This window comes from Variovorax sp. V93, assembly GCF_041154485.1.
Classification (GTDB): domain Bacteria; phylum Pseudomonadota; class Gammaproteobacteria; order Burkholderiales; family Burkholderiaceae_C; genus Variovorax; species Variovorax beijingensis_A.
Window position 1 is genome coordinate 1,134,430 of the sequence record NZ_AP028670.1, and the last position, 23,958, is coordinate 1,158,387.

Genomic DNA, 23,958 nt, shown 5'->3' on the forward strand with positions numbered 1-23,958 from the left:
AGTCGCACAACATGCCGGGCCCGGTCCATGTCGCCGTGCCTGCGCTGGCCAGGCCGGGCGGCCACTACAGCCACGCTGCCATCGGCGGCGGCCTGGTCTTCATCGCCGGGCAACTGCCGATCACGCCGGCCGGCGAGCGCCTGGCCGATGCGGCTTTCGAGGCGCAGGTGGCACAGACGCTGGCGAATGTGCAGGCGGCGTTGCTGGCCGCCGGCTCGGGCATCGACAAACTGCTGCAGGTGAGGGTCTATCTCGACGACATCGCCAACTGGCCGGCCTTCGACAGGATCTACGCGCAGTGGGCCGGAACCTCGCGACCGACCAGGGCCATCGTACCGACGGGGCCGCTGCACTTCGGATTCAAGGTCGAGGTGGAGGCGATGGCGCTTGCGTGAATGGGCGTTTGCAGGTTGGAGGATTGGACGCTAAACTGATGTTAAAGCAAACCTTAACGGATACTGCAATATGCCATTGAGAGCATCGGACATTGTTCCCATCAGCGAAGCGCGCGCCCGGCTCACCGAACTGGCCGAAGACGTGGTCGGCAGCGGCTCGGAGAAGGTGCTGACCAAGAACGGCGCGAGCTACGTTGCCTTGGTCGATGCACGCCGGCTGGATTACTACCATGCTCTCGAATCGGAGCACGCCAGCCTTGTGCTGGCCGAGGACGCCATCACCGGCCTGCGGCAGGCCTTGGCAGGCCAGTTCGTGTCTGACGAGGAACTGGACCGGGCACTCGGCGTCGCAACGGCGCCGTGAGCATTCCTGTCAATGCAAGCGTTCGGGCGGTTCCGAACTTTCTGGTGTGCTTGCATGCTGCACGTAGCTTCATGGAGGCACAGGACGACGCTTCTGCGCCGGCGCGCTTCAAGAAATTGCAGGCTGAAGTGGTCAAAGCGCGCGCGCTTCTTTCGTTCGCGCCCACAAGCGGGCGACCTGCTCGATTCCTCGATGCCAAGTCGGGCTGGGGGCAGTTTCAAGCTGAGCAGGCAAGACAAACTGCCGAGGCACTTGGCTTGCCTGTGTTGCGGGAGTTGGTGCTGGCTCGTCACGTCCTGCTCTATGCCCATTCCGAGAAAGAAGTGGTGTTGCTCTCACTGAGGCACGAGCGTCAGCTGGGTTACGGATTGCCCTGGCACCCCGTCTGACGGGCGCTGAGGAAGGCCTGATCCCTCAAGGCGCGCTGCGGCGCAGAAACACATGCGTGGCGCGCTCGCCTGCCACCTGCCGATCGCAGCGGTAGCCCAGCGCCGGCAGGTCCAGGCCTGCGAACAGCGCCTCGCCCTTGCCTAGCAGCACCGGACGCACGGCCAGGTGAAGTTCGTCGATCAGCCCGGCCTTCAGGTATTCGCGCACGGTCGCCACGCCACCGCCCACGCGCACGTCACGCCCACCAGCGGCGGTCTGCGCCAGCGCGAGCGCTTCATGGATGCCGCCGGTGACGAAGTGGAAGGTGGTGCCGCCTTGCATCGTCAGCGGCGCGCGGGCATGGTGGGTCAACACGAAGACCGGTACGTGGTACGGAGGCTCGTCGCCCCACCAGCCTTTCCAGCTTTCGTCGGGCCAGGGACCGCGCACCGGCCCGAACATGTTGCGCCCGAGGATCCAGGCACCCATCTCGGCGAAACCCAGTTCGGCCATCTCGTTGTCGATGCCGGTTTCGCCGTTGGCCTCGCCCGTCTTCTGCATCTGCTGCCAGACGCGAGTGGGAAAGAACCAGTCCATGAGTTCGGGGCCGCGAACGCCCAGCGGATGCTCCAGGCTCTGGTCCGGGCCGGCGGCAAAACCGTCGAGCGAAACGCCGAAGCTGCGCACGAGCAATCGGGCCATGGGGTCGTCTCCTGCAAGAAGAAGGGGGCTGAAGTTTAGCGCGGGCGATGCCTCGCGAACCGCCGTGCGAGACCATGGGCATCGCACAAAATGCGCGCATGAGCATCGAATACATCAGCGTTGAAGAAGCCATTGCCGGCACCGGCCTGCGCATGGTGGTGGTGGGGCATATTCCCAGCCCCTGGTCGGAGGCGGCCAAGGGCATCCTGCATGTGAAAGGCATCCCGTGGAAAGCGGTGCGCCTGGCCTACGACAGTCCGCAACTCAAGGAGTGGGCCGGCCAGCGCAGCGCGCCCGTGGCCATCTGCAACAACGAGGCGCCGCGCTCGGGCTGGGCGGACATCCTGCTCCTGTGCGAGCGGCTCGCGCCGCAGCCCTCGCTTCTCCCGGCCGATGCGGCCGACCGGGCGCTGATGTTCGGCCTGGCCCACGAGATCTGCGGCGAGCAGGGGCTGGCGTGGTCGCGCCGCCTGCAGCTGGTGCAGGCCGGCCTGGCGGGAGAGGGCGGTTTCGCCGCACAGGCCGCCGCATACATCGGCAAGAAGTACGGCTTCAGTCCGCAGGCGGGCGCGAGTGCACCCGGGCGTGTGGTGGCTGTGCTGAAGATGCTGGCAGCGCGCCTGAAGGCACAGCAGGCGGCCGGCAGCGACTACTACATCGGCAGAAGTCTTAGCGCCGTGGACATCTACAGCGCGACCGCGCTGGCGCTGATGCGTCCGTTGCCGCAGGCGGTTTGCCAGATGGACCCCGTCACGCGCCAGGCTTTCGAATTCCGCGAGCCGGTGACCGATGCGGCGCTGGACGCTGTGCTGCTGCGGCACCGGGATCTCATGTACGAGCGGCACCTGGGGCTGCCGCTGTCGCTGTGACGGGCCGCGGAAACCCGAATTCGACGGCGATGCCGGCGTTCAAGGTCGACGCATTCAATGCAATCACGGCGCTCTTGTCCGCTCGTTCAGCGGCCGGCAAACCTCCAGCACCATCCCGCGCAGCCACCGATGCGCAAGGTCCCGATCCAGGCGCGGATGCCACATCTGCGACACGGTGATCGGCTCCGTGGGCATCGGCAGGGGGAAAGAGCGCAGCGTGCCGCGCGCCCTCAGGTGTTCGAAGTAGGAGGACGGTATCAATGCAACCAGATCGGTCGCGGCCGCTATCGACAGGGCGGTACCGAAGCTGGGCACCACGACCGCGGCATTGCGCACCAGGCCCACTGCCGCAAGCGCGTCGTCCACCGGTCCCACGCTCCGGCCGTGGCGTGAAGTGACCACGTGGTCGCAGGCCGCGTAGCGCTCGGCCGTGATCTCGGGTCCGGCGAGCAGCGGATGGCCTTCGCGCACGACCGCGATGAAGCGGTCGCGATAGAGCGCCTGCACGCGGACCTCCGGGCCCGACTCGCCGAGAACGCCGATATCCAGGTCGAGCAATCCCTCGCGCAGGGGACGGACGTCCTTGTCGGGCTTGGGCGCGAAGCGCAGGCGAACGCCGGGCGCCTCGCGCGCGGCGCGGGCCACCAGCTGAGGCGCGAAGCCCTCGATGAAGCCGTCGTTGGCCCGTATCGTGAACAGGTGCCGGAGCGTGCGGGGGTCCATGTTCGCGCCGGCAGGCTGAAGCACCGCGCGCGACTCCTGCACCAGCTCCCTGACGCGATCGCGCAGTGCCAGCGCATGCGGCGTGGGCACCATGGCGCGGCCCGCGCGCACCAGGAGCTGATCCCCGGTCGATTCCCGCAGCCGCGCGAGTGCCCGGCTCATCGCCGACTCGCTCAGGCCCAGGCGTTCGGCAGCTTTGGCGACGCTGCCCTCGGAGAGAAGTGCGTTCAACGCAAACAGCAGGTTCAGGTCGGCTTCTGTCGGCATGCCCGAAGCTAGCACGGCCGCGAGGATTTCGACAGGCGCCGCATGCAGGAACAAGCTGCGCGCCGCGCGCTGTGCAAGCCGTGTGCGCAGTCCTAAGCTGGACTCATGCTGACATCCACACTTCGATCCAACTCTTCCTCCACCGCTTCGCCCACCGTCGAACCCCGGAAGGCGAACGATGCGAACGCGGCGCATGACGCCGACGGCCTGCCGTTGCCGCGGCGCTGCCTGGCCGTCGCCGCGATCCTGGGCGCGGGCGTGCTGGTGGTGCTCGACGGCGCCATCGCCAACATCGCGCTGCCAAACATTGCCCAGCAGTTGCAGGCGACACCCGCCGATGCCGTCTGGATCATCACCGCCTACCAACTGGCTGTGGTCATGTTCCTGTTGCCGGCTTCTGCGGTCGGGGAGAGCTTCGGGTATCGGCGGGTCTTCGCGGGTGGCGTTGCGCTGTTCACCGCGGCGTCGGTGCTGTGCGCGTTGGCGCCATCGCTGCCATGGCTCGTGGCCGCGAGGTGCCTCCAGGGCCTGGGCAGTGCGGCCGTGATGCCACTGGGGCTGGCGTTGCTGCGCTTCACTTATCCGCGCCGGCTGCTGGCGCGCTCGATCGCGTGGAATGCACTCGCCGTCGCAGCCGCTTCGGCGTCGGGACCCGCCCTTGGCGCCTTCATACTTTCCGCGGCGAGTTGGCCGTGGCTCTTTGCGGTGAACCTGCCGATCGGCCTCCTCGTGCTCGCCGCCTGTGCGGGGTTGCCGAGCCCGGCGCGCTCGGTGCGCCGCATCGATGGCTGGAGCATCGCGCTCAATGCGGTCATGTTCGCGGCTTTCGTGCTGGGGAGCGACCGGCTGGTGGCGCAGCCGCTGCACGGCGGCGCGCTGCTCGCGCTGTCGGCCGTTTGCATGGTCTGGCTGGTGCGGCGCGAAATGCCAAAGGCGGCACCGTTGATCCCGCTCGACCTGCTGCGCGTGCATTCCTTTCGGGTCTCGATCATTGCCTCCGTGTGCTGCTTCACCGGCCAGATGGCCGGCCTTGTGGCGCTGCCGTTCTACATCCAGCACGAACTCGGCCAGAGCGCGGTGACGGCCGGCCTCTTGATGACTCCCTGGCCCCTGGCGGTGATGCTGGCCGCACCGCTGTCGGCACGCCTGGCCCAGCGCGTGCCCGGCGCCTGGCTGTGCGCGGCCGGCAGTGCATGCTTCGCGAGCGGCCTGGCCCTGTGCGCCCTGTGGCCGCTGCACGGCAACCCGGCCCTGCCGATCGCTGCGTTCACGAGCCTCGCTGGCCTGGGTTTCGGCTTCTTCCAGACACCGAACAACCAGAACATGCTGCTCTCGGCACCCAGGGAACGCAGCGGTGCGGCCGGTGGCGCGCAAGGCACCGCCCGGCTCACGGGGCTGACGCTCGGCAGTCTGTTGATGGGCTTGATGTTCGAGCTGCTGCCATCCCACAGCGCTGTGCACTGGGGCTTGGTGATGGCGGCTCTGGCTGCGTTGGCAGGGAGCATGGCGAGCTTGCTCAGGAGTACCGCAAGGGTGCACGCCGCGTGATTTATATCGGAAGGCGGGGCTCTTTTGGGCTCCGACTTGCCGGTGCGAACGACCGCTTTTTGAGGTGCCTTGTATCGCCGCATCGGGGAAGCTCGCGCGCAGCCTCATCTTGCATGCGACGAGGGGTTTATCTGCGATCTCGTGAAGGTTCAAGCAGCCGACAATGTAAGCGCACGGCGCGCCTGTTCGACCCGGGCGCGTGTCACGCAGTCGGCAGCATGATCGTTGATCAGCCCTGCAGCCTGCATGAAGGCATACACGGTGGTGGGCCCGACAAACTTCCAGCCCTGTTTCTTCAAGTCCTTGGACAAGGCCTGCGAGGACGCGGAAGCGGTTTGCGGCTCTGCGAGCTGCGCAGGGTCCGGCTCATGGCGCCAGAAGTAAGACGCCAGCGATCCCTCGCGCTGCGCCATCTCCTCGGCCATGCGCGCGTTGTGAATCACAGCCTCGATCTTGCCGCGATGGCGCACGATGCCGCTGTCGCCGAGCAATCGCTCGACATCAGGTGCGCCGAAGCGCGCGATGCGCCTGTAATCGAAGCCCAGGAAGGCCTGCCGGAAGTTCTCTCGCTTGACCAGAATGGTGCGCCAGCTCAGGCCCGACTGAAAGCCTTCCAGGCACAGCTTCTCGAAAAGGTGGTGGTCATCCGTGACGGGAAAGCCCCATTCAGTATCGTGATAGTGGAGAAACTCGGGAGCGGCGGCGCACCAGCGACACCGCGGCTGTCCATCGAGCCCGAGGAGAGTCGAGCCCATTTCAGGTACGTTCCACCAGGAACTGCAGGCGCTCGTCGACCCTGCCGGGCACTATCTCCGCGATCTCGACCTTGACCACGTCCTGCGCCACAAAGGGATCCATCGCTACGCGCTCCTCCAACGCCTCGCGGGTGGTGTTGTGTGCCAGGACGGTGCCACCCTGGTTGCCCGAGAGGCTGCCTGTCAGGAGGAAGACGCCATCTTCAAATCCCTGCTCGATCCATCGCATGTGCTCCGCCATGTGGCGTGATGCCTGGCCTTTGTTGCTCGAGAACTTGAGAAACACACAGAACATGAATGACCTTTCTTGAACAGATGGCTAACACGAACGACCGGAGGCAGTTGGCTGCACGGGCGAGCAGGACTTGACCCAGGCACTCATGAGTGCCACCTCCTGTTGTACAAATTGCTTGTTGCGCAGGGACTGCGCGAGCACCGCCACTCCTTGGCTGCGCGCCAGGAGATGCAGGGCGAGCGCATCCGCTTCCTTGCCTCGGCCCATTTGGCGGAACTGCCCTCGCAGCCACACGCGGAAGAGATCCAGGATGGCGTTGGCCTCGCCTTGTCCCGGGTGCCCGAGCTTGGCAAGTTCCGTGCACAGGGTGCCGACCGGACAGCCATGGCGCATGATCTTGGCTTGATTGCGGATCAGCAGGGTGATGAACAGGCGGATGCGCTCCTGCGGGCCCTCGCCTTCCGTCTCCCACTGACTCAACATCGCTCGCGTGCGCTCCATTCGCGCGGCGATGACCGCCGTCAGGATCTCGTCCTTCGTCTTGAAGTGATAGTAGAAATTGCCGCGCGAGATCCTCACGGCATCCGCGATGTCCGCGAAGGACGTGTGCTCGAACCCGCGCTCGTAGAACAAGGCGTCGGCGGCTTGAACGATGCTGTCGCGGGTACGCAAGATCGAATAGGACAGTTGACCTAAAGAAGGCGCAAACTGTAGGACGTGTGTCCTAGGTTGTCAATCAAGATCATTGCGGCTCATTGCGGCTCATTGGGGCCTGGATACGCCTGATGAAGTCAAGCATGAGCGCAACGGCCGCGGCCGCATGGGTTTCGAGCAGCAGGTGGCCTGCGTCCAGGACATGGGCTTCCATCCTGGGCAGCGCACGCATCCAGGACAGAACCTCGGCCAGGTCGAAATAGATATCGTGCCTTCCCCACACCATGAGGGCAGGGGGCTGCCAATGCTCGAGGTACTTGGCGATGGCGTCGAAGCGGGCGGCATAGTTTCCGTAGTCCGCGATCAGCGCCCGCTGGGTGTCCATATGTCCCGGCAGGTTCATCACCCGCCAATCCTCTTCCCAGTGTTCAGCGGGGATGCGCTCGGCCACTTCCGGCGGAACGCCGGCGATGTAGGTGTCGCGTGTGCCCGCGAGGGTCAGGTGCGCGGTCGCCGCCGCCTGGTTCTCTGCGTTGGGCTGCGTCCAGTAGGCCTGCGTCGCGGCCCATCCCGATCCCCATCCCGTTCGATGCGCGTTGGCGTTCTGCACGATGAGGCCCAGCACTTTCTCTGGCGCCTGCATCGCGATCTGCAGGCCCACCGGCGCTCCCCAGTCATGCAGGTAAATGAATCGCGGACCGATCTCGAGCGAATCCAGCAGTTCGGAAATCGCCTGGCCGATGGCGGGAAACGAGGGGGCCGGCAGCGGGTCGGACTCGCCATGGCCGGGCAGATCCGGTGCGATCACGAAAGCGGCCTGCGACAGCGCGGGCACGACCGCCCGGAACAGCCGGGCCGAGTTGGGGGTTCCGTGCAGCAGCAGCAAGGCGGGTCTGGACACCTCGCCTGCGGTGGTGAACGACAGTTGGGTGCCGCCGGACAGGCGAAGCCGTTCTGTTCTCATGCCATGGCCCGTGCTGCTCGGCAGGGGCTTTCGCTTCAAGGCGGGTGGCTTCCGGGTTCCCATGCATGAATTCTGGCGTGCAGAGACCCGGGCCATGTCAGCGCAGGCCGCTACAGCGTGTCCTGGGATTGCCGGGGCGCGGAATCTTTTCTGCACCGGTTCGGGAACAGCAGGCATGCCTTGACCTTGGTGTCCCCTTCGGGCACTGTGCCTGCATTCGCAAAAATGGCCAAAGTGATATCAGCCGATCGATGCCTTCATCGGGCAGGTCAACCCGTTCGGCTATAACCTCGATTTCCGCAGTGCCACCCGGGCGAAGGAGTTCTTGATGAGTTTGGATTTCACTTTCGGCCGCATGGCACTCGCCCTCTGCGCCGGTTCGCTCTTCGCCGTGACTGCCGCGATCGCCGGTGAGGTCGCCAGCCAGTCGCCAACTGGGAGCCTCGCCGCCGAAAAATTGGCTGCTCGCACTGGACCGGAGAGCGTTGTCGTGGAGAGCGCAGGGCCCTACGGCGTCGATACGGAAAGCGTCAGGCGCCATCTTGCCGACACCTTGGCAAAGGATTCGGCGCTGACGCCGCTACCGCGCAACAACGAGCGGTACAGCTTCGATGGGAAGGTTCGCACCTATGTCGTGCCCGTGCGCCCGGCCATCGACAACCCGATCAACAGCTATTCGCCCTACGACAGCAGTTCGTTCCGCCGAGATGCCGTGGCCGCGGATGCGTCGAATCTCGGCTTGCTTCAGGCGCTGTTCAAGCGCCTCGCTGCGGATTGAACGAAGCGCCGGCAACGGCGCATCACTCACCGATTGAACGTCGGAGAAACCTGCGACGCAACCATTGCGGCAGTCAGCCGACGATGTACGGCGTTTCGGGCACCTGCGTGTGGAAGCTGGCATTGAGCATGTTCCACGAGCGGATCGCGCAGACCGCGAACGAGAGGTCTGCGATCTGTGCGTCACTGAAGTGCCGCTTCACTGCGTCGAAGTCCGCGTCGCTGGGCGTGCGCTGCGGCAACGCGTTGACGGCCTCCGCCCAGTTGAAGGCGGCGCGCTCGGCTTCGCTGAAGAAGCGCTCCGCCTCGCGCCAGCCGGCCACAGCGTTGACATGGCGCGGGTCCATGCCCTGCTTGAGCAGCTCGGCCCAGTGCATGTCGATGCAGAAAGCGCAGCCGTTGATCTGGCTGATGCGCAAGTTCACCAATTCACGCAGACGCTTGTCCAGCGTACGGCCGGCGGCGTGGGAAAACTGGGTACCGGCGCGCGCTGCCGCGGGCGCGAGGGCGTGGTAGTCGAGTCGTGCTGGGCACATGTTGAGCTCCTTGTAGCTTGAGGGTTGGGGGAACACCGTCTTAGACGGGCGGGCACATGGCCTTGTGACAGGCACGGCGCCCGGTACTGCCCGACCATGCCTCGGCCACGTGGATGGCAACCCTGACCAGGGGCCCCTGGAAAAGCGCGGAGTTCGTGGCGTACGCCGCGATCCGCGCGGTGGTGGCTGGCCGACGGCAGCCACATCCGTCATTCGCCATTCAGGCGGCAACCCGCCTTCTCGCCGGCGCTTCGGCCTCGTGCAGGTACGCCGTGAAGCCATCCTTGGCCGGCGGCACTGCATGGAGCAGCATCACTGCGCTGACCTGCCCGCGATGGCCCGCCCCGTGCATGAGGACGTGCATGAGCATCTCCTCGCGGGACATGCGCCCCTGTGCGCCGTCGGTGAACGCGAAGTCGATCCGTTCGGCCAGCTGGTCGGGATCGAGCGTCGAGACATGGTCGATGTATTCCCGGTCGCTTCTTCTGAGATCGGCGGCCAGGGCTGCGAGCGTCGGCATCTCGCTCAGGTTGGCCGACGGGTACGTGTGGCCTTCTCGCCGGAGGTGGGCGGCGAATATGCGGTCCACCACATACGTGTGGCTCAACGCCTTGATAGCCAGTGCGGTGACCGGGGAGCTGTCGCCGAGCCCGGCGAGCGCCGTCAGCAGCCGGTCGTCGGCCCAAGCCTTGAATCCGAAGAGGCGGTGCAATGTGTCGTGCATGTCGTGGGTCTCCTGGGGTGTTTGCGCGTCTGCCAAGAATATGAGCGATCATTCGCTTTTTCTACTCGCATTGACGGCTGCGGAACATGGCAAGAAAACCGGTCACCAAGCCCAGGAAAATCGCGGTTCAGGAGCGATCGCGCGCGACGGTCGGCAGCCTGATCGAGGCAACTGCTCGCATTCTGGTCAAGGAAGGCTTCGACAAGGCGAGCACCAACCGCGTCGCGGAAGTCGCGGGGGTGAGCATCGGCTCGCTCTATCAGTACTTCCCGAGCAAGGAGGCACTCGTGGCCGCCGTGATCGAGCGCCACCAGCAGCAGATCATGCAAATGGTCCGCAGCGAACTGGCGCAGGTCAGGGCCCAGCCGCTGGACCAGGCGATACGCCGATTCGTCGCGGTCGCGGTTGCAGCGCATCGGCTCGATCCCGCGCTGCACCGCGTGCTTGCCGAGCAGATCCCGCGCGTGGGAAGGCTCGAGAAGCTGGAGACGTTCAGCCGTGAGAACTTCAGCCTGTTCAGGGCCTACCTCGAGGCGGCGCGGGACGAACTGGGCGTCGACGACCTGGAGCTCGCATCATTTGTCTGCGTCACCACGATCGAGGCATTGACGCACAACGCGGTGCTGCACCACTCCAAAGCGTTGACTGGCGATCGGATGGACGCGCTCATCGACGAGGGCGCGCGCCTCGTGACCGGCTATCTCAAAGGCTAGCCCGACGGTTCAGCGGCTCGGCATGGGGCACGGTTGCTGAGTTCTATCCATTCAGCACAAGAGACCCCTGCGGATATTGCCCGCACATGAATTCGACGAACGCGCGAACCTTCGGCGCGGGAAGCCGCCTCGATGTGTGCAGGACCCACAGCGCGACCTCCGCGCCCGAAACCATGCCCCACTGGACCAGCTCTCCGCGCGTGAGCTGGTTCCACGCGATGGACTGCGGGATCAGCGCAGCGCCGGCGCCGGCGACCGCGGCGTCGCGGATCATCAGGAACGATGAAAGCCTGAGCTTCGGGATCGGCTCCACGACAAGGCGTCCGTCGTCGAGCGTCCAATTCCCGCCTTGGAAGCTTGTTGAAACGATGCCCGGAACAGGGCTGACCTTGCCCTTGCCTCGCTTCGGCATGGGCACGGAGGGCGCGGCCACGACCACCAGCCGGTCCTTGGCGAAGCAGCGGCCCACAAGGCTGCTGTCGGGGCCTGGATTGATCCGGATCGCGGCGTCGAACTGCTCCTCGACGAGGTCGACCAGGCGGTCGTCGGCCACCACTTCGCAGGCGACCTCGGGGTAGGCCGCGCAGAACTCGGCGCCGATGCGGCCCATCGCCAGCTGCGAGAACAGCACCGGCGAGGCGATGCGCAAGCGCCCGCGCGGCACCGACAGGCCCTCGCGCGCGGATGTCATGGCGTCGGCCACCTCGTGCATCGGCCCTTCGGTGCGGTCCATCAGCATCTGGCCGGCTTCCGTGAGCTTGAGCCCGCGGGCGCTGCGTTCGATGAGCCGCACGCCGAGCTGCTCTTCCAGGTCCGCAATGCGGCGCGACAGCGTCGCCTTGGATCTGCCGCTCGCGCGGCTTGCCTTTCCGAGGCCGCCATTGGCTGCGACGAGCGCGAAGTCGGTCAATGCGTTCAGGTCCATGTGTTCCGAATTTGAGACGAGGTGTCTTCATTTTCGCGTCTTTGTTTTACCGATGCAACGACCTATCTTCTCCTCATCGCAACTTCGAATGAGGAAATTGAAATGACCACCACCACCACCACCACGCAACGCGCTGTGCTGATCCGGGCCTATGGCGGCGCCGCCGCTGCAGAGGTCGCGGAGATCGCGAAGCCCGCAGCCGGGCCGAGCCAGGTCCTGGTCCGCGTTCGGGCCGCCGGTGTGAACGGCATCGACTGGAAGGTTCGTGAAGGCTTCGTGAGAGAGGCTTTCCCGCTTCAGCTGCCCGCCGTGCTGGGCATCGAACTCGCAGGCACCGTCGAGGCGCTCGGCCCCGGCGCCTCGCGCTTTCGCGTGGGCGATCGCGTCATGGGGCCGCTGGGCGGGCTCGGTGCCTATGCCGACTTCGTGAGCGTCGACGAGGCGAACCTGGTGCGCACGCCGCAGGGTCTGGACGACGTCCATGCGGCCGGCGTTCCTGTCGCGGCCGTGGCCGCCTGGCAGAGCCTGTACCACGCGGGTCCGATCACCGCAGGCCAGCGGATCCTGATCCACGGCGCGGCGGGAGGGCTGGGCGGCTATGCCGTGCAGTACGCCAAGCGGGCAGGCGCCGAAGTCTTCGCCACGGCGTCGACCGCGCACCTCGAATACGTGCGCAGCCTGGGCGCGGACCACGTCATCGACCACCGGAGCGAACGCTTCGAGTCGGTCGCGCGCGACATCGACCTGGTGCTCGACTACGTCGGCGGCGAAGTGCTCGATCGCTCGTGGCAGGTGCTGTCGAAAAACGGCGCGATCGTCGGCACGTCCTCGCCCGACATCCTGGCACGCACGCCGCCCGGCCGCCGCGGACTGTGGTTCATGAACAAGCCGGATGCCGCCCTGCTGGAACGGCTGGCCGCGGAGATCGCGCAAGGCACGCTGGTCTCGAAGCTCGGCGAAGTCGTGGGCTTCGGCGACATCCCCGCGGCCATCGAGCGCAACCGCACCGAGCCTCGCATCGGCAAGGTGGTCGCGGATTTCTCGCGCTGATCGATCTTTTTTTTCCTCTCTAGCTTTCCAGGAGATTTCCATGAGCATTCTCGTCACGGGTGCCACCGGCACCATCGGTTCCCTCGTCGTCCAAGGCCTGGCCGCTGCCGGCGCCGAGGTCAGCGCCTTCGTTCGCACACCCGGAAAGCAAGCCTTCCCGTCGGGCGTCCAGGAGGTCGTCGGCGACCTGACCGACGTGCCCTCGCTGCGCGCGGCACTGTCTTCGGTGCGCACGCTGTTCCTGCTGAATGCCGTCACGCCCGATGAAGTGACGCAGGCCCTCGTCATGCTGAACCTGACGCGCGAAGCCGGCATCGAGCGCATCGTCTACCTGTCGGTCATCCATGCGGACAAGTTCACCAACGTGCCGCACTTCACCGGCAAGCACACGGTCGAGCGAATGATCGAGAGCCTCGACATTCCGGCGACCATCCTTCGTCCGGCCTACTTCATGCAGAACGAGCGCATGGTCCAGCAGGTGATCCAGGGCTACGGCGTCTACCCGATGCCGATCGGCTCTACAGGTGTCGCGATGATCGATGCGCGCGACATCGCGGACGCCGCCGTTGCCGAATTGCTGCGCCGCGACCACGCGCCTGCGCCGTCACCGCGCGTGACGCTGGAGCTGGTCGGGCCCGAGCTGTGGACCGGAGCGTCGGTGGCCAAGGTCTGGAGCGCCGCGCTCGGCCGCGAAGTGGCTTACGGCGGGGATGACGTGGCAGCCTTCGAAGGACAGATGGCCTCGTTCGGGCCATCCTGGCTGGCCTACGACATGCGCCTGATGATGGCAGGGATCCAGAAGTTCGGCATGCACGGCGCGCACGGTGCAGCGGATCGCCTGCAGGCCATCATCGGCCATCCTCTGCGCCGCTACGCAGACTTCGTCAAGGAGGCCGTTGCCGCGTCATAGGCAGCGCCCGTTCAGATCACGCCCTCGCGCCGCAGCCTGTCCAGCGCTTCGCTGCCAAGGCCCAGCGCCGCGTAGATCTCCGCGTTGTGTTCGCCGGCCGCCGGCCCGGTGCGCGGCGCCGCGGGCCTGAAGCCCGAGAAGCGCGGCACGATCGCAGGCGCAGGCAGCGACCCGAGGTCCGGGTCGGGCAGGCGGATGACGGCTTCGCGCGCAATGAAGTGCGGGTCGGCCATCACGTCGTCCACCGCATAGACCTTGCTGTGGGGAACACCGCCGCGGGTCAGGGCCTCGGACAGTTCCGCGAGCGTCTGGCCCTCGCACCAGGCGGCCACGATCGCATCGATCTCGTCGATGTTCCGCACCCGGTCCGGCGTGGTGGCAAAGCGCGGGTCGTGCGCCAGCGCCGGCCGGCCCATGGCCTGGCAGATGCGCTTGAAGATCGGGTCGGACGAACCCACGATCGTGACCCAATGGCCCTCGGCCGTGCGGTACATGTTGGACGGAGCCGTGTAGGTGGCCCGGCTGCCCGAGCGGCTGCGCGCCTGCCCCAGCACCTCGTGCTCGACCGGCAGGGCTTCGAGCAGCCGGAACATGGCCTCGGTCGCCGCGAGATCGATCTCCCGGCCCGGTGCGTCGGGGTGGCGATGGCGTTCCGCGATCGCGGTGGAGATGGCGAAGGCACCGAACAGGCCCGCAATCACGTCGCCGAGCGGATAGTTCATGTGCTGCGGACTGCGGCCGCTTTCGCCGGTCAGGTGCGCGAAGCCGCTCATCGCCTCGAAGATGCGCGCAAAGCCCGGGCGCTGCGCATACGGGCCGGTCTGGCCGAAGCCGGTGAGGCGCAGGATGACGAGCCGGGGGTTGACCGACCACAGCGTGGGCGCGTCGAGTCCCCACTTGTCGAGCGTGCCGGTGCGGAAGTTCTCGACCAGCACATCGAAGGACGCGATCAGCCGCAGGAACAGCGCGCGGCCTTCCGGCTTGCGCACGTCGAGCGACACGCCTTTCTTGCCGCGGTTCGAGACCTTCCAGAACAGCGCGTGGTCCGGCGTGGTGGGCGAGAGCGAACGCAGCGGGTCGTTGCCTTCGGGCAGTTCCAGCTTGACGACCTCGGCGCCCATGTCGGCGCACAGCGAGGCCGAGAAGGGCGCCGCGATCACGGTGGCCATGTCGAGGATCCGGATGCCGCCGAGCGGCCCCTGTGGCGTGGCGGACGCGGACTCAGTGGCGGCGGTGTGTTGGCGGGCGTCGGATGGCATGCATCGGAGTCTCATTGCGCGCTCCATTTGCCGCAACTCATGTTTCGACATCCTGAACGCGGCGTTGACGTGCGCTATCGCAGGCCCAGCGAGAGTTCGATGCTGTGCGCCAGCGTGAGCAGCCGCGGCGCGACCTCCCGGCGCATCTGCGCGAAGCTGCCGCGCTTCGTTGCCACGGCGCAGTTCAGCACGAACTGCATGCCGTCCACCAGGCCGTGCAGCGGCACGGCAAAGCCATGCCGGTTCGGCTGCCAGTCGGCGCGGGCACTGCAGAAGCCGTCGCGTGCCAGCTCGTCGCGTGCCAGCTCGGCTGCCGCGGCGTGGCGCTCGAACTCGGCCGGCGCGGCAACGCGGATCTGGTTCAGCACCGACAGCCGGTCTTCGGGCGCGGCGCGCGCCAGCCAGGCGCGCCCGATGGCGGTGGCCAGCATGGGAAGCGGCGCGCCGATGTCGGGCGTCAGCACGAAGTCCTCGCTGCTGCGCGCAGTCTCCACATACACCATGTGGATGCGGTGGCGCAGCCCCAGCGAGACGGCGCCTTCGATCTCGCGCGCCAGTGTTTCCATCATCGGCCGCGCGATCGGGCGGATGCGCATGCTGGCCAGCAGCGGATGGCTCAGCCCCAGCACGGCCGCGCCCAGGCGGTACCTGGCGCTGGCCGGGTCGCGCCGCAGGTAGCCGAGCAGCGCCAGCGTGTGCGTCAGGCGCGCGACCGTAGGTTTCGAGAGGCCGGTGCGCTCGGCGAAATCCTTGTTCGCGAGGCTCGATTCGCCGGGATGAAAGCACAGCAGCAGGTCGATGCCGCTCGCGAGCGTGGTGGCGAACTGGCGGTCCTTGGTGTCCTCATCTTTCATGCCGCGGCATCCAGGTCGGCTTCCACGCTGCGCGCGAGCGCGACGAGGCGCGGGCCCACGCCTTGCTCGAGCTGGCGCGGGCCGAGCCGCGACGTGAGAACGCCGCAATTGAGCACCAGCGTTTCGCCGTCCTGGGGAATGCGGATCGGCACGCCGACCGCCTGCACGTCGCTGCGCCAGGCGCCGCGCGACACGCAGAAGCCCTTGCGCTGGAGGTCGGCCTGCGCCCGCACCAGGTCGGCTTCGTACAGCCGCACCTGGCCGGGCTCCGAAGCCTCGATCTGCGCCAGCACGGCGTCGCGCACCTGCGGCGGCGCGTGCGCGAGCCAGCCGCGCCCCATCGCCGTCGACAGCATCGGCACGGCCGCGCCGATGTCGGGCCGCCAGGCGCTGAGGTCGTGGCCGCGGCAGGTTTCGACGTAGACCATCCGCGTGCGGTCGCGCATGCCCAGCGACACCGAGCCGCCCACCTCGTCGGCCAGTTGCTTCATGCGGCCGCGCGCGACTTGCCGGATGCGCAGGCTCGCCATCAGCGGATAGCCGATCGTGAGGGCGGTGGAGCCCAGGCGATAGCGCCGCAGGTGCGCATCGAAGACCACCAGGCCGCGGGCCGCCAGCGTGTAGGTCAGCCGCGAGATCGTCGCCTTCGACAGCCCGGTGCGCTCCGACAGTTCCTTGTTGCCGAGCGCGGGCTCGCCGACGGTGAAGCAGTGCAGCACCTGCAGGCCGTGCTGCAGCGTGGTTGCGAAGTCGGGGTCGGGGTGGCGTGCGGCAGGCATGTGGGGCTGGTGTTGCGCGGTGAATGCTACGTCCGGCAGGGCGTGCCGGCGAGCGGCGGCATTCAAGATAGAGAAACATCGTTTTCCATATGTGATGCCGCTACGTAGTCTCCGGGCCCTGGCAAAGAACCAACCGGAGACTCCCATGCGCAAGATGTTCATGCTCGCTGCCGCCTGCCTGCTGGCCGCGGCTTCCGCGGTGCACGCCGACCCGGCCGCCTATCCGGCCAAGCCGGTCCGCCTCATCGTGCCCTTTGCACCGGGCGGCTCCACCGACGTGCTGGCGCGGCTGCTGGCCGCGGCCCTCGCTCCCGAATTGGGGCAGCCCGTCATCGTCGAGAACAAGGCCGGCGCCGGCGGCAACATCGGCGGCGACTACGTCGCCAAGTCGGCGCCCGACGGCTACACGCTGCTGATCGCGGCGGCAGGCCCCACGGTGATCAACCCGAGCCTCTACGCCAGGATGCCCTACGACCCCGCGAAGGACCTGCGGCCGGTGACCTTGCTGATCCAGGAGCCCAACCTGATGGCGATCAACCCCAAGATCCCGGCGAAGACGGTGCCCGAGTTCATCGCCTATGCCAAGTCCAGGCCGAAGGAGGTCAGCTTCGGCTCCGCGGGCAACGGCAGCCCGTCCCACCTGGCCGGCGAGTGGTTCAACCAGCTCACCGGCACCACGATGGTCCACGTCCCGTACAAGGGCACGGGCCCTGCGATGAACGATCTGCTCGCCGGCCAGATCGCGATGATGATCGACAACATGCCCGCCCTGTGGCCGCATGTGCAGTCGGGCAGGCTCAGGGCGCTGGCGGTGTCCACTGACAAGCGGGCCACGGCCGCGCCCGACGTGCCGACCATTTCCGAGTCCGTCAAGGGCTTCAGCTTCGGTGCCTGGAAGGGCCTGATGGTGCCCGCTGCGACGCCCACCGCCATCGTCGAGCGCCTGCATGCCGCCACGACGAAGGCGCTGGAAAAGCCCGAGCTTCGCCATCGCCTGGCGGCCTTGGGCGCCGAGCCGGTCGGCAACACCCCGGCGCAGTTTGCCGAGCTCATCAAGGCCGACACGGCCTCGTGGGCCGCGCTGGTCAAGTCCACCGGAACCAAGCTGGACTGAGGTCCGCGCGCATCCACCCCATGAAGCAAGGAGCAACACATCATGCAGCGTGATCCCCAAGCGTTCGAGCAATTCCTCGGCAGCCTGCGCAGCTACGTGCGCGAGCGGCTGGTGCCGAACGAGGCGCGCGTGGCCGACGCCGACGAAGTGCCCGCCGACCTGGTGGCCGACATGGCGGCGCAGGGCCTGTTCGGCTATTCGATCCCCGAGGCCTATGGCGGTGCGGGCATGACGACCGAAGAGCTGGTGCTGGCGGCGATGGAGCTGTCGCAGTGCTCGGTGGCCTTTCGGGCGCGGGTCGGCACCAACACCGGCATCGGCTCTGAGGCCCTGGTGGCCGACGGCACCGAGGCGCAGAAGCGGCGCTACCTTCCGCGGCTGGCCAGCGGCGAGCTGACCGGCGCGTTCGCGCTGACCGAACCCGAGGCCGGCTCGGACGCCGTGTCGCTGCGCACCTCGGCGCGGCGCGAGGGCGACCACTACGTGCTCAACGGCACCAAGTGCTTCATCACCAACGCGCCGATCGCCGGCCTTTTCACGGTGATGGCCCGCACCGATCTCCACGACCTGTCGGCGCGCGGTGTCACGGCCTTCCTGGTCGAGCGCGGCATGCCCGGGCTCGGCACCGGGCCGGCCTACCGGAAGATGGGGCAGGCGGGCTCGCCCGTGTCCGAGGTGCACATGAACGACTGTATCGTGCCGGCGGAGAACGTCATCGGCGGGCGCGAAGGGCAGGGCTTCAAGACGGCGATGAAGGTGCTGAACAAGCAGCGCATCCACCTCGCGGCCCTGTGCATCGGGCCGGCGATCCGCATGCTGCAGGATGCGGTGGCGTTCGTGTCCACGCGCCGGCAGTTCGGCCAGGCGCTCTCGGGTTTCCAGCTGATCCAGGCGCTGATCGCCGACAGCCAGACCGAGATCCATGCGGCCCGTGCGCTGGTGCTGGACACCGCGCGCAAGCGCGACGAGGGCATCGACGTGACGATGGAGGCGTCGATCTGCAAGTACTTCGCGTCCGAGATGTGCGGCCGCGTGGCCGATCGCTGCGTGCAGATGCTGGGCGGCTACGGCTACATCGCAGACCACGGCATGGAGCGCTTCTACCGCGACGTGCGGCTGTTCCGGCTGTACGAAGGCACGAGCCAGATCCACCAGCTCAACATCGCCAGGCGCACGCTGGCCAAGGCCGGCTACGGCGGCGAAGGCGCCTGATGTTCGGCTACAGCGACCGTCTTCCGGCATTGCGCGAGGCGGTGCGGCGCTTCGTCGAGGAAGAGGCCATTCCGCGCGAGCGCCCGGCACTGGCGCACGACCTGGACGCGCTGGAAGCCGCGGTCCATTCATTGCGCGCCAAGGCCATGGAGGCCGGCATCTACGCACCGCAGCTGCCGGTGGCGTGGGGCGGGCTGGGCCTGTCTTGGCGCGATCGTTCGGTGGTGCTCGAAGAGGCCGGCCGGAGCTTCCTGGCGCCACTGGCCATGAACTGCGCACCGCCGGACCAGCCCAACATGATCAACCTGCTGGCCGAAGGATCGCCGGCGCAGCAGCAGCGCTACCTGGTGCCGCTCGCGCGCGGCGAGGCCCGGTCGTGCTTTGCGATGACCGAACCCGAACCCGGTGCAGGGTCCGACCCGTCGATGCTGCAGACGGTGGCCGAGCGCCGTCCCGGCGGCTGGGTCATCAACGGCCGCAAGTGGTTCATCAGCGGGGCGGTCGGCGCCGCCTTCGCGCTGGTGCTGGCGAAGACGGGCGAGGGCGCGACGATCTTCATCGTCGATGCCGGCAACCCCGGCTACCGCGTGGTGCGCAACATCGCGAGCATCGACGGATTCCAGATCGGCGGGCATGGCGAGATCGAACTGCAGGACTGCTTCGTCGACGACGGCGCGGTGCTGGGCGAGGCGGGCCGGGGCTTTGCCCAGGCGCAGGCGCGGCTCGAACCGGCGCGCCTGTCGCACTGCATGCGCTTCATCGGCCGCGCCTCGCGCGCGATGGCGCTGGCGCAGGACTACGCCAACCGGCGCCACTCGTTCGGGCAGCCGCTCGCCCAACTGCAGCAGGTGCAGGCGATGGTGGCCGATTCGCACATCGACCTGCATGCCGCGCGCCTGATGACCTGGCACGCGGCCGCGAAGCTCGATGCGAAGCAAAGCATCAAGCACGAGTCGGCCATGGTCAAGGTGTTCGTGTCCGAGGCCGTGGGACGGGTGGCGGACCGCGCTGCGCAGATCATGGGCGCGCTCGGCATGTCGGAAGACTCTCCCGTGTCAATGATCCTGCGCGAGATGCGGCCTTTTCGCGTCTATGACGGCGCGTCGGAGGTGCACCGCTCGACGCTGGCGCGGCGCATCCTGAAGGAATCGCTGCGTCCTTGAGGCCGTCACTCGCCGGCGGTCAGCAGGACGGTGCCGTGCGCGAGAACGCGGGTCCGGTCGTCCGACCCTTTCATGCATCCCTGCAGTTCGATGATGCTGCCGCCTCTGGGACGGGCCGCGATCGACGAAACGCGCCACTCGATCAGCACCGTCTCGCTCGCTGATACGGGCCGCAGCAGATCGACCGAGAAGTTGATGCCCAGCACATGTCCTTTCTTCGCGAAATGCGTGGCGGTCAATCCCATCAGCAGCGAGGTGGTGTGCGTGGCGCTTGCGATCAGTCCGCCAAAGCGCGTGCCCCTTGCGAACACCGCATCGTGGTGCAGCGGGTTCTCGTCTCCCGCGGCCAAGGCAAAGGCCCTGACTTGCTCTTCGTCGAAAGTGTGGATTCGCGAGAAGCGGTAGCCGGGCTCGACAGGGGCGCGGGCAGCGGGTTCGAACTCAACCATGGCGCGCGAGGCCGGTGATGGCCTCCTGGCTTCCGGCCTGCTGGCGCAGGCGGAACTTCTGGATCTTTCCCGTGGTCGTCTTCGGCAAGCTGCTGAAGATCACCCGGCGTGGACACTTGAAGTGGGCCAGCCGCTCCCGGCAGAACGCAATGATCTCCTGCTCGGAAGGCGCCGGGATGCCGGCCCTGAGTTCGATGAACACGCACGGCACCTCGCCCCATTTCTCGTCGGGCTGGGCGACCACGGCGGCGTGCAGGACGGCCGGGTGGCCATGAACGACATCCTCGACCTCCACGGAGGAGATGTTCTCGCCGCCCGAAATGATCACGTCCTTCGAACGATCGGTGATCTGCGCATAGCCGTTGCCATGCAGGACCGCGACGTCGCCGGTGCGGAACCAGCCGTTGGCGAGCGCCCTGCGTGTCGCCGCCTCGTTCTTGAAGTAGCCCATCATCACGGTGTTGCCGCGCAGCATGAGTTCTCCTGCGGTTTTTCCGTCGCGAGGGACCGGCTCCAGCGTGTCCGCGTCGCCGACCATGAGGCCTTCGAACATGGCGGCGCGCACGCCCTGGCGCACCCGCAGCCTGCCTTGCTCGGCGGGTTCAAGATCGTCCCAGCCGTCCTGCCACGCGCAACTCACCGGCGTGCCGCAAACCTCGGTGATGCCGAACACGTGTTCCACCTCGAAGCCCATCGCCAGCACCGCGTTCAGCACGGCCAGCGGCGGCGGGGAACCCGCAGTCAGTACCCGCACGCTGCGGGACAGCCGGATGTTCCGGGCTGAATCCGAGAGCATGGCCATCACGACCGGCGCCGCGCAGAGATGGTCGATCTGGTGCGTGTCGATGGCCCGCAGCACCGCTTCGGCGGACACCCGGCGCAGGCAGACGTGGGTCCCGGCCGCCGCCGTCACGGCCCAGGTGAAGCACCACCCGTTCGCATGGAACATGGGCAGCGTCCACAGGTACTTCGGCGCCCGCGGCATCGCCCAGTTCGTGATCTGCAGCAGGCTCATCAGGTAGGTGCCGCGGTGGCTGGCGACCACGCCCTTCGGGTCTCCCGTCGTACCCGAGGTGTAGTTCAGCGCGATGGGCTGCCACTCGTCGCTCGGCCAGCGGCCGGGGAACTCCGGGTCGCCGCTCGCCAGCAGCGATTCATAGTCGGTCTCGCCGATGCGTTCGGCGGGCGGCGCGAGGTGGTCTTCGATGTCGATGACCGGGGGAGGGCTGTCCAGCAGCGCCAGGGCGGCGGCAACCGTTGCGGAGAATTCGCGGTCGACCATCAGCAATTTGCACTCGCCGTGACGCAGGATGAACGCGATGCCTTCTGCATCCAGGCGATGGTTGATCGCGTTGAGCACGGCACCTGCCAGCGGCACGCCGAAGTGCGACTCCAGCATCGCCGGCGTGTTCGGCGCCAGCACCGAAACCGTGTCCCCCGGCTGGATGCCCCTGGCCACCAGCGCCGATGCCAGGCGATGGCAGCGCTCCCGCGTCTGCGCCCAGGTCCGCGTCAGGTCGCCGTGCACCACGGCCGGGCGGTTCGGATGGGCCAGCGCGGCGCGGTCGAGAAAGCCGAGCGGCGTCAGCGGCACATGGTTCGCCTCGCAGCGGTCGAGGCCCTTTGCATAGGATGGCGCGCTCATGTCCTTGTCTCCTTCGTGCTGTCGTGGAATGCCGTGAAGGCGGAAACCGGCTCCCGCTCGGTGACCAGGGCGTTCTCGATGGAGGACTCGTCGGCGTAGCCCAGGCTCATGCCGCAGACGAGCATCTGGCCCGCGGGAATGTCCAGGAACTCGGCGATCTGGCGATGGAACTTCAGGAACGCGGCTTGCGGACAGGTGTGGAGGTGGCGGCCGCGTGCGGCGATCATCACGCTCTGCAGGAACATGCCGCAGTCCAGCAGGCTTCCTTCCTGCAGTGCGCGGTCGATCGTGAAGAACAGGCCCACGGGCGCATCGAAGAAACGGTAGTTGCGCCCATGCTGCATGTGCATGCGCTGCTTGTCGCCCTTGGCGATGCCAAGCAGCCCATAGAGGTCCCAGCCCACCTTGCGGCGCCGCTCCAGGTACGGGGAGAGCCATTCGCGCGGGTAGTAGTCGTAGGGCTCGAGCAGTTCCTCCGATCTGCCGGGATCGTCGTCGAGCGCTGCGATCACTGCGGACAGGCCGGCCTTCGCAGCCCCGGTCAGCACATGCACATGCCAGGGCTGCATGTTCATGCCGGAAGCGCTGTAGCGCGCGGTCGAGAGGATCGCTTCGATCTCTTGCTGCGGCACCGGCCTGGGCAGGTACGCCCTGATGCTGCGCCGCGTGGCAATTGCCCAATCGACTGCACCTTGCAGCGCCTGCGCACCCAGCGGCGGCGCCATCATTCGGTTCATTGCGGGTTTCCTCGTTGCTGGACTGCCGAGGAGCTTAGTTCCGCAAGCGCTCGATGCCCATGCCCGCAGGCCTCGATCCGGCCGGGGCTTTCGGGCATGCGGACGTCACTTTGGCGGGCGCCGGGCGCTTATTCCCGCGCGTGCGCAGAGGAGCGATAGCTTCCGGGGCTCACGCCTGTCCATTTCTTGAAGGCGCGATGAAAGGCGCTGGTCTCCCGGAATCCGGTGCGGGCGGCGACCTCGGCCACCGTCAGCGGGGCGCTCGACAGCAGGTCGATCGCGATGTCCCGCCGCAGATCGTCCTTCACCCGCTGGTAGCTCAGCCCCTCCTGCTGCAATCGGCGCTGGAGCGTGGTGCCGGAAACGCAGAGCTCTTGCGCGAGCTTCTCCAGCTCGGGCCAAGCATCGGGCATCTGGCTGCGCAACCGGTGCCGCACCTGTGCGCTGGTGCTCGCGTCATTGCGGTACTTGACCAGCAGATTGGCGGGCGCTGCCCGCAGGAAGTTGTCGACGGTCTGGGGGGATTCCGCGATCTTCAGATCGAGCAGGTCGCTGGCAAAGGTGATGTGCGTGGTCTCTGCGTTGAACTTCACGTTCTCGCAGAACCGCGTGCGGTAGTGGCTGTCGTCGGCCGGCGGCGGACAGCGGAACCGCATCTCGCGCAACGGAATTCGCCTGTGCACGAGCCAGCATGCCAGCCCGTGGACGAGGATGAACCAGGTGCCGTAGCCGAACAGCCGGCGCAGCACGCCACCGTCGTGCAGGATCACGCGCGCCTCGTCCGCTGATCGGACCAGCTCCCCGCGAAAGTCGTCCAGGGTGGCGTGAAGAAACCGGAGGATCCGGCGCAGGGCGTGCTCCAGGTTCTCCGAGTTGACCGCTGCGCGCGTCATGAGCGCATAGCTTCCGCGGCGCAGTCCGTGGCTGTCCAGGCCGAAGAACTCGTCATCCATCAGGTCGGCCAGCGCCACCCACATGCGCGAGTACGCAGCCGCCGAAATGCGCGCGCGCGGCGCATTCAGCAGATCGCGGTCCAGCCTTGCGATCTCGAGCACGCCGCTGATGTCCATGTTCCTGAGCGCGGCGGCGCGAATCGCCTCATGCACGAGCTCAATGGAAACGGTGCCCTTCAGCCCTGCTGACTTCATGCGGCGAACTCTCTGGGGAATGGTTGATCAGGGTGCGCCCCTGGCCGTGGGGGTGGCGCGGCCTGATCTTAGTCACTCCGGCCGGGGCGAAGCTGGCGAAGCGATCCGCCGCAAGGCG

28 protein-coding genes are annotated in these 23,958 nt (G+C 67.2%); 12 read left to right on the plus strand and 16 right to left on the minus strand.

Features of this window, described 5'->3' with window-relative positions; genetic code table 11:
- The first annotated feature begins 11 nt into the window (after nucleotides 1-11).
- The 3 genes from ACAM54_RS31395 (at nucleotide 12) to ACAM54_RS31405 (ending at nucleotide 1,148) form a co-directional block, all read left to right on the plus strand.
- Complete coding sequence (locus ACAM54_RS31395; protein WP_369651866.1) at nucleotides 12-395, plus strand: RidA family protein; 384 nt, start codon at nucleotides 12-14, stop codon at nucleotides 393-395.
- 70 nt (nucleotides 396-465) lie between these two features.
- A complete protein-coding gene (locus ACAM54_RS31400) occupies nucleotides 466-759 on the plus strand; it encodes a type II toxin-antitoxin system Phd/YefM family antitoxin (RefSeq protein WP_145747152.1) in 294 nt (97 codons plus the stop codon).
- The gene (locus ACAM54_RS31405) at nucleotides 756-1,148 is read left to right on the plus strand and encodes a hypothetical protein (RefSeq protein ID WP_192326849.1); all 393 of its coding nucleotides are present in this window, start codon (nucleotides 756-758) and stop codon (nucleotides 1,146-1,148) included. The genes ACAM54_RS31400 and ACAM54_RS31405 overlap by 4 nt, the downstream gene beginning before the upstream one ends.
- A 25-nt stretch (nucleotides 1,149-1,173) precedes the next feature.
- Here the strand turns inward: ACAM54_RS31405 and ACAM54_RS31410 are convergent, their stop codons facing one another.
- Nucleotides 1,174-1,830, minus strand: a complete 657-nt coding sequence (locus ACAM54_RS31410) for a dihydrofolate reductase family protein (RefSeq protein WP_369651115.1) — start codon at nucleotides 1,828-1,830, stop codon at nucleotides 1,174-1,176.
- 98 nt (nucleotides 1,831-1,928) lie between these two features.
- Between ACAM54_RS31410 and ACAM54_RS31415 the strand changes: the two genes are divergently transcribed.
- Complete coding sequence (locus tag ACAM54_RS31415) at nucleotides 1,929-2,699, plus strand: hypothetical protein (RefSeq protein ID WP_369651114.1); 771 nt, start codon at nucleotides 1,929-1,931, stop codon at nucleotides 2,697-2,699.
- Nucleotides 2,700-2,762: 63 nt separating this feature from the next.
- Here ACAM54_RS31415 and ACAM54_RS31420 read toward each other — a convergent pair whose 3' ends face one another.
- A complete protein-coding gene (locus ACAM54_RS31420; RefSeq protein ID WP_369651865.1) occupies nucleotides 2,763-3,689 on the minus strand; it encodes a LysR family transcriptional regulator in 927 nt (308 codons plus the stop codon).
- Nucleotides 3,690-3,794: 105 nt separating this feature from the next.
- Between ACAM54_RS31420 and ACAM54_RS31425 the strand changes: the two genes are divergently transcribed.
- Nucleotides 3,795-5,237 carry an MFS transporter gene (locus tag ACAM54_RS31425; RefSeq protein WP_369651113.1) on the plus strand — a complete coding sequence of 481 codons (1,443 nt, stop codon included), beginning with the start codon at nucleotides 3,795-3,797 and terminating at the stop codon, nucleotides 5,235-5,237.
- Nucleotides 5,238-5,386: 149 nt separating this feature from the next.
- Here ACAM54_RS31425 and ACAM54_RS31430 read toward each other — a convergent pair whose 3' ends face one another.
- The 4 genes from ACAM54_RS31430 to ACAM54_RS31445 all read right to left on the minus strand — a co-directional run bounded on the left by ACAM54_RS31430 (nucleotide 5,387) and on the right by ACAM54_RS31445 (nucleotide 7,845).
- Nucleotides 5,387-5,992 carry a DNA-3-methyladenine glycosylase I gene (locus ACAM54_RS31430; protein ID WP_209503206.1) on the minus strand — a complete coding sequence of 202 codons (606 nt, stop codon included), beginning with the start codon at nucleotides 5,990-5,992 and terminating at the stop codon, nucleotides 5,387-5,389.
- Between the two features lies 1 nt (nucleotide 5,993).
- Entirely contained in the window at nucleotides 5,994-6,287 is a 294-nt protein-coding gene (locus ACAM54_RS31435; protein WP_192326854.1) for a YciI family protein, read from the minus strand.
- Between the two features lie 24 nt (nucleotides 6,288-6,311).
- Nucleotides 6,312-6,899: a TetR/AcrR family transcriptional regulator gene (locus tag ACAM54_RS31440; protein WP_369651112.1), complete on the minus strand. Its 588-nt coding sequence runs from the start codon at nucleotides 6,897-6,899 to the stop codon at nucleotides 6,312-6,314.
- Between the two features lie 70 nt (nucleotides 6,900-6,969).
- Nucleotides 6,970-7,845, minus strand: coding sequence for an alpha/beta fold hydrolase (locus ACAM54_RS31445; protein WP_369651864.1), 876 nt, complete (start codon nucleotides 7,843-7,845; stop codon nucleotides 6,970-6,972).
- A gap of 328 nt (nucleotides 7,846-8,173) precedes the next feature.
- On the opposite strand from ACAM54_RS31445, the gene ACAM54_RS31450 reads away from it, so the two are divergent.
- The gene (locus tag ACAM54_RS31450; protein ID WP_369651111.1) at nucleotides 8,174-8,623 is read left to right on the plus strand and encodes a hypothetical protein; all 450 of its coding nucleotides are present in this window, start codon (nucleotides 8,174-8,176) and stop codon (nucleotides 8,621-8,623) included.
- A 73-nt stretch (nucleotides 8,624-8,696) separates the two neighbouring features.
- On the opposite strand, the gene ACAM54_RS31455 is transcribed toward ACAM54_RS31450, so the two are convergent.
- Both ACAM54_RS31455 and ACAM54_RS31460 read right to left on the minus strand, forming a co-directional pair.
- Nucleotides 8,697-9,158 carry a carboxymuconolactone decarboxylase family protein gene (locus ACAM54_RS31455; protein WP_369651110.1) on the minus strand — a complete coding sequence of 154 codons (462 nt, stop codon included), beginning with the start codon at nucleotides 9,156-9,158 and terminating at the stop codon, nucleotides 8,697-8,699.
- A gap of 220 nt (nucleotides 9,159-9,378) precedes the next feature.
- Nucleotides 9,379-9,882, minus strand: coding sequence for a DinB family protein (locus tag ACAM54_RS31460; protein WP_369651109.1), 504 nt, complete (start codon nucleotides 9,880-9,882; stop codon nucleotides 9,379-9,381).
- Between the two features lie 86 nt (nucleotides 9,883-9,968).
- Here ACAM54_RS31460 and ACAM54_RS31465 point away from each other — a divergent pair, with 86 nt between their 5' ends.
- Nucleotides 9,969-10,595, plus strand: coding sequence for a TetR/AcrR family transcriptional regulator (locus tag ACAM54_RS31465; RefSeq protein WP_145747140.1), 627 nt, complete (start codon nucleotides 9,969-9,971; stop codon nucleotides 10,593-10,595).
- 43 nt (nucleotides 10,596-10,638) lie between these two features.
- On the opposite strand, the gene ACAM54_RS31470 is transcribed toward ACAM54_RS31465, so the two are convergent.
- Entirely contained in the window at nucleotides 10,639-11,520 is an 882-nt protein-coding gene (locus ACAM54_RS31470; RefSeq protein WP_145747139.1) for a LysR family transcriptional regulator, read from the minus strand.
- Nucleotides 11,521-11,622: 102 nt separating this feature from the next.
- Between ACAM54_RS31470 and ACAM54_RS31475 the strand changes: the two genes are divergently transcribed.
- Both ACAM54_RS31475 and ACAM54_RS31480 read left to right on the plus strand, forming a co-directional pair.
- Nucleotides 11,623-12,570 carry an NADP-dependent oxidoreductase gene (locus ACAM54_RS31475; protein ID WP_369651108.1) on the plus strand — a complete coding sequence of 316 codons (948 nt, stop codon included), beginning with the start codon at nucleotides 11,623-11,625 and terminating at the stop codon, nucleotides 12,568-12,570.
- Nucleotides 12,571-12,610: 40 nt separating this feature from the next.
- Nucleotides 12,611-13,480 (plus strand): SDR family oxidoreductase, encoded by an 870-nt coding sequence (locus tag ACAM54_RS31480; RefSeq protein ID WP_369651107.1) that lies wholly within the window; start codon nucleotides 12,611-12,613, stop codon nucleotides 13,478-13,480.
- A gap of 11 nt (nucleotides 13,481-13,491) precedes the next feature.
- Here the strand turns inward: ACAM54_RS31480 and ACAM54_RS31485 are convergent, their stop codons facing one another.
- The 3 genes from ACAM54_RS31485 to ACAM54_RS31495 all read right to left on the minus strand — a co-directional run bounded on the left by ACAM54_RS31485 (nucleotide 13,492) and on the right by ACAM54_RS31495 (nucleotide 16,372).
- The gene (locus ACAM54_RS31485) at nucleotides 13,492-14,739 is read right to left on the minus strand and encodes a CaiB/BaiF CoA transferase family protein (protein ID WP_369651106.1); all 1,248 of its coding nucleotides are present in this window, start codon (nucleotides 14,737-14,739) and stop codon (nucleotides 13,492-13,494) included.
- A 74-nt stretch (nucleotides 14,740-14,813) separates the two neighbouring features.
- The gene (locus ACAM54_RS31490) at nucleotides 14,814-15,593 is read right to left on the minus strand and encodes an IclR family transcriptional regulator (protein WP_369651105.1); all 780 of its coding nucleotides are present in this window, start codon (nucleotides 15,591-15,593) and stop codon (nucleotides 14,814-14,816) included.
- On the minus strand, nucleotides 15,590-16,372 hold the full coding sequence (locus tag ACAM54_RS31495; protein ID WP_369651104.1) for an IclR family transcriptional regulator: 783 nt from the start codon (nucleotides 16,370-16,372) through the stop codon (nucleotides 15,590-15,592). The genes ACAM54_RS31490 and ACAM54_RS31495 overlap by 4 nt, the downstream gene beginning before the upstream one ends.
- 145 nt (nucleotides 16,373-16,517) lie before the next feature.
- Here ACAM54_RS31495 and ACAM54_RS31500 point away from each other — a divergent pair, with 145 nt between their 5' ends.
- From ACAM54_RS31500 to ACAM54_RS31510, 3 genes are read left to right on the plus strand one after another with little or no spacing between them, the layout of a single operon-like run.
- Entirely contained in the window at nucleotides 16,518-17,486 is a 969-nt protein-coding gene (locus ACAM54_RS31500) for a Bug family tripartite tricarboxylate transporter substrate binding protein (RefSeq protein WP_369651103.1), read from the plus strand.
- A gap of 42 nt (nucleotides 17,487-17,528) precedes the next feature.
- Entirely contained in the window at nucleotides 17,529-18,698 is a 1,170-nt protein-coding gene (locus ACAM54_RS31505) for an acyl-CoA dehydrogenase family protein (RefSeq protein WP_369651102.1), read from the plus strand.
- Nucleotides 18,698-19,861, plus strand: coding sequence for an acyl-CoA dehydrogenase family protein (locus ACAM54_RS31510; protein WP_192326882.1), 1,164 nt, complete (start codon nucleotides 18,698-18,700; stop codon nucleotides 19,859-19,861). Before ACAM54_RS31505 ends, ACAM54_RS31510 begins: the two co-directional genes overlap by 1 nt.
- Before the next feature lie 5 nt (nucleotides 19,862-19,866).
- On the opposite strand, the gene ACAM54_RS31515 is transcribed toward ACAM54_RS31510, so the two are convergent.
- The 4 genes from ACAM54_RS31515 to ACAM54_RS31530 form a co-directional block, all read right to left on the minus strand.
- Nucleotides 19,867-20,310 carry a MaoC family dehydratase gene (locus tag ACAM54_RS31515; protein WP_145747130.1) on the minus strand — a complete coding sequence of 148 codons (444 nt, stop codon included), beginning with the start codon at nucleotides 20,308-20,310 and terminating at the stop codon, nucleotides 19,867-19,869.
- Nucleotides 20,303-21,955 (minus strand): AMP-binding protein, encoded by a 1,653-nt coding sequence (locus ACAM54_RS31520; protein WP_369651101.1) that lies wholly within the window; start codon nucleotides 21,953-21,955, stop codon nucleotides 20,303-20,305. Before ACAM54_RS31520 ends, ACAM54_RS31515 begins: the two co-directional genes overlap by 8 nt.
- Entirely contained in the window at nucleotides 21,952-22,692 is a 741-nt protein-coding gene (locus ACAM54_RS31525) for a nitroreductase (RefSeq protein ID WP_369651100.1), read from the minus strand. Before ACAM54_RS31525 ends, ACAM54_RS31520 begins: the two co-directional genes overlap by 4 nt.
- Nucleotides 22,693-22,820: 128 nt before the next feature.
- Nucleotides 22,821-23,840 (minus strand): AraC family transcriptional regulator, encoded by a 1,020-nt coding sequence (locus ACAM54_RS31530; RefSeq protein ID WP_145747127.1) that lies wholly within the window; start codon nucleotides 23,838-23,840, stop codon nucleotides 22,821-22,823.
- Nucleotides 23,841-23,958 lie beyond the last annotated feature (118 nt).

What these genes read in the sequence shown, in the direction of transcription:
- ACAM54_RS31395 (WP_369651866.1), top strand. Translation starts at nt 12, where the DNA reads ATGCCGGGCCCGGTCCATGTCGCCGTGCCTGCGCTGGCCAGGCCGGGC.
- ACAM54_RS31400 (WP_145747152.1), top strand. Translation starts at nt 466, where the DNA reads ATGCCATTGAGAGCATCGGACATTGTTCCCATCAGCGAAGCGCGCGCC.
- ACAM54_RS31410 (WP_369651115.1), bottom strand. Translation starts at nt 1,830, where the DNA reads ATGGCCCGATTGCTCGTGCGCAGCTTCGGCGTTTCGCTCGACGGTTTT.
- ACAM54_RS31415 (WP_369651114.1), top strand. Translation starts at nt 1,929, where the DNA reads ATGAGCATCGAATACATCAGCGTTGAAGAAGCCATTGCCGGCACCGGC.
- ACAM54_RS31420 (WP_369651865.1), bottom strand. Translation starts at nt 3,689, where the DNA reads ATGCCGACAGAAGCCGACCTGAACCTGCTGTTTGCGTTGAACGCACTT.
- ACAM54_RS31425 (WP_369651113.1), top strand. Translation starts at nt 3,795, where the DNA reads ATGCTGACATCCACACTTCGATCCAACTCTTCCTCCACCGCTTCGCCC.
- ACAM54_RS31430 (WP_209503206.1), bottom strand. Translation starts at nt 5,992, where the DNA reads ATGGGCTCGACTCTCCTCGGGCTCGATGGACAGCCGCGGTGTCGCTGG.
- ACAM54_RS31435 (WP_192326854.1), bottom strand. Translation starts at nt 6,287, where the DNA reads ATGTTCTGTGTGTTTCTCAAGTTCTCGAGCAACAAAGGCCAGGCATCA.
- ACAM54_RS31445 (WP_369651864.1), bottom strand. Translation starts at nt 7,845, where the DNA reads ATGAGAACAGAACGGCTTCGCCTGTCCGGCGGCACCCAACTGTCGTTC.
- ACAM54_RS31450 (WP_369651111.1), top strand. Translation starts at nt 8,174, where the DNA reads ATGAGTTTGGATTTCACTTTCGGCCGCATGGCACTCGCCCTCTGCGCC.
- ACAM54_RS31455 (WP_369651110.1), bottom strand. Translation starts at nt 9,158, where the DNA reads ATGTGCCCAGCACGACTCGACTACCACGCCCTCGCGCCCGCGGCAGCG.
- ACAM54_RS31460 (WP_369651109.1), bottom strand. Translation starts at nt 9,882, where the DNA reads ATGCACGACACATTGCACCGCCTCTTCGGATTCAAGGCTTGGGCCGAC.
- ACAM54_RS31465 (WP_145747140.1), top strand. Translation starts at nt 9,969, where the DNA reads ATGGCAAGAAAACCGGTCACCAAGCCCAGGAAAATCGCGGTTCAGGAG.
- ACAM54_RS31470 (WP_145747139.1), bottom strand. Translation starts at nt 11,520, where the DNA reads ATGGACCTGAACGCATTGACCGACTTCGCGCTCGTCGCAGCCAATGGC.
- ACAM54_RS31475 (WP_369651108.1), top strand. Translation starts at nt 11,623, where the DNA reads ATGACCACCACCACCACCACCACGCAACGCGCTGTGCTGATCCGGGCC.
- ACAM54_RS31480 (WP_369651107.1), top strand. Translation starts at nt 12,611, where the DNA reads ATGAGCATTCTCGTCACGGGTGCCACCGGCACCATCGGTTCCCTCGTC.
- ACAM54_RS31485 (WP_369651106.1), bottom strand. Translation starts at nt 14,739, where the DNA reads ATGCCATCCGACGCCCGCCAACACACCGCCGCCACTGAGTCCGCGTCC.
- ACAM54_RS31490 (WP_369651105.1), bottom strand. Translation starts at nt 15,593, where the DNA reads ATGAAAGATGAGGACACCAAGGACCGCCAGTTCGCCACCACGCTCGCG.
- ACAM54_RS31495 (WP_369651104.1), bottom strand. Translation starts at nt 16,372, where the DNA reads ATGCCTGCCGCACGCCACCCCGACCCCGACTTCGCAACCACGCTGCAG.
- ACAM54_RS31500 (WP_369651103.1), top strand. Translation starts at nt 16,518, where the DNA reads ATGCGCAAGATGTTCATGCTCGCTGCCGCCTGCCTGCTGGCCGCGGCT.
- ACAM54_RS31505 (WP_369651102.1), top strand. Translation starts at nt 17,529, where the DNA reads ATGCAGCGTGATCCCCAAGCGTTCGAGCAATTCCTCGGCAGCCTGCGC.
- ACAM54_RS31510 (WP_192326882.1), top strand. Translation starts at nt 18,698, where the DNA reads ATGTTCGGCTACAGCGACCGTCTTCCGGCATTGCGCGAGGCGGTGCGG.
- ACAM54_RS31515 (WP_145747130.1), bottom strand. Translation starts at nt 20,310, where the DNA reads ATGGTTGAGTTCGAACCCGCTGCCCGCGCCCCTGTCGAGCCCGGCTAC.
- ACAM54_RS31520 (WP_369651101.1), bottom strand. Translation starts at nt 21,955, where the DNA reads ATGAGCGCGCCATCCTATGCAAAGGGCCTCGACCGCTGCGAGGCGAAC.
- ACAM54_RS31525 (WP_369651100.1), bottom strand. Translation starts at nt 22,692, where the DNA reads ATGAACCGAATGATGGCGCCGCCGCTGGGTGCGCAGGCGCTGCAAGGT.
- ACAM54_RS31530 (WP_145747127.1), bottom strand. Translation starts at nt 23,840, where the DNA reads ATGAAGTCAGCAGGGCTGAAGGGCACCGTTTCCATTGAGCTCGTGCAT.